Below are 4,407 nucleotides of genomic sequence, written 5' to 3'. Positions count from 1 at the left end.
CTAATTGATCAGCATTCCATTTTTTCCTTATTTCATTAGCACGGCCATATTCTTCCTTATTCAAATTTAGAAGCCATATTTTGTTATTTAGAGAATCTGGTAACAAGTGATGTTTATATTGCGAAGTTGAGTAAACTTCAAAATCTCTTTTATCCTTATCATTTACTGCCTTGCAAAGAATTGGTTCAAGGTCAATTATGTTTTTATTGCTGCTTCTTCTTTGAGATGTATGAACTAAAACCACATCATGATTTTGCCCTCTTAAAGATTTTCTATATCCAAGCTCTATTTGAGAAGGAAAACCAAGAGAATCAGTTATTGAAAGTATCCTGTTCATATTTACCATTCGATTAGCTTGTATAGTGTCATCATGAGTATCGTACATTGGTCTGAACAATTGATCTCTTTCAAAAATTGATTTGAATTCATTTCTTAATCTTTCGTCATATTCAGTCGTTCTTTTGTCCATAAAAGAATTCCAGAGGTTTTCATCTATATATGTGTTGACAAAAATTGACTTTAGCAAACTTAAATCATCAGAATTATTTATTAATAGTTGAAGATTTAAATCTCTTTCATCTAAATTATTAGAGAGTTGATTTGAAATTACGGCATTATAAACATCAGGACCAAAAGGTTTTTTTATTTCTTTAAATGCCAATGAGTAATTTTGTGATGCTCTATCGAAATCACCATCACAAATTGCTATTTCAGCTTTATTAGTTAGAAAGTGATATTTAGTAATTGATTCATTGTTGTAATCGCATTTTATTAATTCAGTGATGGTAGAATTTACTGACTTAACATTTGTCTCAGTACGGTTTTTACAACTTACTTGAATTGTCAGAATAATTATAATGATTGTTATTCTCATTTTTTAAATTTTATGGTGACTAAGCCCTGCTAAACGCCGTTTGGCCTTGCGAACTAAGATACAAAAAGCGGAAGATAATGAGCTTTGGTTTCGTGCGTCCACGCGGAATCAGAGTTTATTATCCGTCTCTCTGAAGGAACTTTTCTTTTAAAAATTTGATGAGTGAGCCACTATATTGGATTGTGAGTTTGAAGAACGTAGCAACACAAGTCAGCTTCAGCTGAATGTACTCCTATATTTAGTATATGGTAAGTAGGGCAGTAGAAAGCGATAAACTTTCACTTTTGCTCTGAGCCAAAAATTGTATTTTGTTTTTGATTGATGCATTCTTAAAATCGAAATTTTTAGAATATTTCGCTTGCAGGTAATCTAACGATTTGGCGGTATTGCTAAATAACACTTAACTTTCTTAAATCACCAACCCCCTATTTGCAATATACAGTGTTAGTACTAGTATTTATTCAATTATATTCATTTTACTTAGTGCTTTAATTGATACTTCTTGCCTTAAAGGATTGAAATCATCTCTAGCCATATCATTTAATTTTGGACTTATTTTGGTCGCGAAGTAATAAACATTACTTTCTTTCTCAACGAAACCTACAAACCAACCAACATCTTTCTCTCCATATACAGACAATCCTGTTTTACCGCTCAATGTGTAGGAATCAGTAGATTCGATTTTTAATATGATTTTGATAGTTTCATGAGTGGATTTTGAAATTGGTAACTGTTCTTCCTTTAGTCTTTTTAAGAAGTCAACTTGTTCAAATGGACTTATTTTAGAGGATCCCATTAACCAAAAATTATCTATAGTCTCTTCGCCTATGTCCATTTGTCCAAATTTTAGCTTTTTGACATATTTCTTCATTTCTTCTACTCCAATTTTTCTAGCAAGTTCTTGGTAGCAAGGAACACAGGATGTTTGAAATGCATCTTTTAATGATAGGTCTTGTTCCCAAACAGGAAGATATCTTTCAGATCCATCCCATTTGAATATTGTTTTTTCATTTTCTAAAATATTTAATTCAAGTCCTATTATTGAATTTGGAATTTTAAAAGTTGAAGCTGGCAAATGTTGAACTCTTGATTCCGAAAAACTATTAGAATAATAAGTGTTTTTTTTCTTGTCGTATATTAGTATTGCTCCTTCTAAATCTGAAGAGTCTAAAATTGTTTGAAATTCAGGTACTACTACTTCTGCAGGTGTATTAAATTTTACGTCTTCCTTACTTTCCTTGGTTTTGCAGGAAAACATCAAAATAGGTAGTAGGGTGATAATTAAATATCGCATTTGTATTCTATTAGTGCTAACGGTTTCGGCTATGAGTAGTTGCGTGGGTTAGCACTTAACTTTGCAAGTACACACAAGACTAAAAACCCGAGAGGATTTTCGGAAGTAGGCGAGAACTAGCAATTACTTATAGCCATTGTTGTGCTTTATTTCTAATCGTAAGTTTTGATCAAGCATTACATTTTCATAACCTCTCTTGGTTTCAGATTCAATTATAGTTATTTCACCTTTACAAGATTTTAATATGGCTAATAGATCTAATTTTTTTATAGACTGATTTTTATATGTTTTATAGTAATATATCTTATTCTTTGTGTCAACAGCAGATGTCCAAACTGTGTAATCAGTATGGGCATCTTTAGTTGCATTATCTCTAATTGCTCCTTTAGGAATATCAAATGCATTTAGTATATGAAAAGCTCTAAAAATTCCTTCTTCTTCATTAGCAGACGGTAGTGCAGTATTAGCAAAAGCAGCAGCTCTAACAAAACGAGATGGAGAAGTATAGTCTCCTGGCATACCTAACATTCCAGTTCCTTGACCCATTCCTTTGATTTTTTCATTATTTACATTGAAACCTTGTCTGTTATTTGGTGTTAAGTTTACGTAATTTCTGAGATTTGTTAAATGCCAATCATAGGTAGGGTTATTACATACGGCATTTACAGTGTTTTCGTGAACTCTTAATCCTTCTTTAGTATACTCTATAACAACAGATCTTCCAGTTGCGTCAGTTACAGCATAATGAAAAGGAGCTTCGCCCTGTATGACATCAATGAACGATCCAACAACGGTAACCTTTTTTAGTCCTTCAATAACTTCATCAATAGTAGCAAAGCTACCTAGAACATAGTTGCCTAATTCTTCACTAGAAACAGCGTTTGATTGGTTGCTAGAAGTTAGTTGTTCGTATTGTGCATCTCCGCTAAAATAAAAGCAACCTAAATATAAACCTGCTTCATTTACGCCATCAACAACAATGTTTTTATCAACAGCATTCATTCCTGCAAAACCGTATTTTGCTTTCATTTTGTAGCCATCTTTTCCATCAACAAAACTTAAGAATGTTATATCAGATCCTTTAGGTATTATTAGTAATTTAGATTTAATGTCAAATCCAAACTCCATAGTTCTTGCAGGAATAGTTACTCCGTTTTGTGTTTTAATGATGATACCAGTACATGCGATTCCAATTTGATAGAATAGCATTGTTAGTGTTAGAAAAGTAATTTTTAATGTTTTCATAATTATAATATTTAAGCACAACGTCCAGATAAGCTCAGTGAGTATATCCTTTCAGATTGATCTAAAGTTACTATTTCACACTGAAATAACTCAAAGCTCAGTTTGCTCATTGAGCTTATCATTTGTTAGACACAGTTAATAGTCCCATAATGAGTAATGTAGCCATTTTTGATCATTGACTTTCATCTTCTCAACTTTTTGATCATATGTCTCTTGTTGCTCAATGATTATATCACTCGTACCACAAGAGTCTGTAAGTTTAATGAGAAGGGTAAGTTCTTTATTGTTTTTGTCAAGAATTACACCTTTGGCATAACAAGATCCATCATCGTAAAGGTTCTCCTGTACCTCACTTGTGAATCCGTAGTTATAGTTAAATTCAACAGTATCACCTACTTCAAAAACTCTAAAGTCAAGTCTGTTTTGCTTTTGTTGTTCTTTATCAGCTTTTCTCCAATATTTTTGATAGTATTTGATTTGCTTATTTAATCTAATCGGTACTTCATTTAACCTTCTGTGGTATGAAGTTAATATTATACCTGACATATCATCAGGATGATAAATTCCTTGCTGATTAAAGAACTTGGCTAGCTTAGACCCGGCCCATAAACCCCAATTATTTCGCATCCAAATTCCTAATCCAAAATGGGTTTTTCCAATTAGTTCGGATTTTGAAGATTCTTTGAATTCCATTCGGGATGAATCACTTAATAGGGTGTCTAACGACACAAAGCACTCTTCCAAATTGTCTGGGACAGGCTTATCCGATTCGTCCCCATCTTGTTCTTCTGCCTCTTCGATTGAGATTTCAATAATCTTATTGTTAGCATAAAACTTATCTAACCCTCTCCAATCCTCTCTATCCATATCACTTCCTATATCAACTGTAAAGGAGATTCCAATATCATAGAAATTACAATCAATTGTAGCATTACCATTAATTATTAAATTAGAAGTGGTAGATAAAGAACCAGTAATCGCCCAATTTCCATCA

Annotated in this window: 4 protein-coding genes; all 4 read right to left on the bottom strand. The window is 32.4% G+C overall.

The features are described from left to right. On the bottom strand, window positions 1–874 hold an 874-nt coding region (locus tag HRU49_RS14075), incomplete at its 3' end, for a hypothetical protein (RefSeq protein WP_296358271.1). Between the two features lie 457 nt (window positions 875–1,331). Next, on the bottom strand, window positions 1,332–2,168 hold the full coding sequence (blaOXA, locus tag HRU49_RS14070; protein WP_296358269.1) for a class D beta-lactamase: 837 nt from the start codon (window positions 2,166–2,168) through the stop codon (window positions 1,332–1,334). A gap of 123 nt (window positions 2,169–2,291) precedes the next feature. Continuing rightward, window positions 2,292–3,413 (bottom strand): choloylglycine hydrolase family protein, encoded by a 1,122-nt coding sequence (locus HRU49_RS14065; RefSeq protein ID WP_296358267.1) that lies wholly within the window; start codon window positions 3,411–3,413, stop codon window positions 2,292–2,294. A gap of 135 nt (window positions 3,414–3,548) precedes the next feature. Further along, on the bottom strand, window positions 3,549–4,407 hold an 859-nt coding region (locus HRU49_RS14060; RefSeq protein ID WP_296358265.1), incomplete at its 5' end, for a DUF6794 domain-containing protein.

Source organism: Winogradskyella sp., assembly GCF_013213975.1.
In the GTDB taxonomy this organism is placed as follows: Bacteria; Bacteroidota; Bacteroidia; order Flavobacteriales; family Flavobacteriaceae; genus Winogradskyella.
Note: the sequence above shows the minus strand (reverse complement) of the source record. Positions and strands in the feature narration are given on the sequence as shown.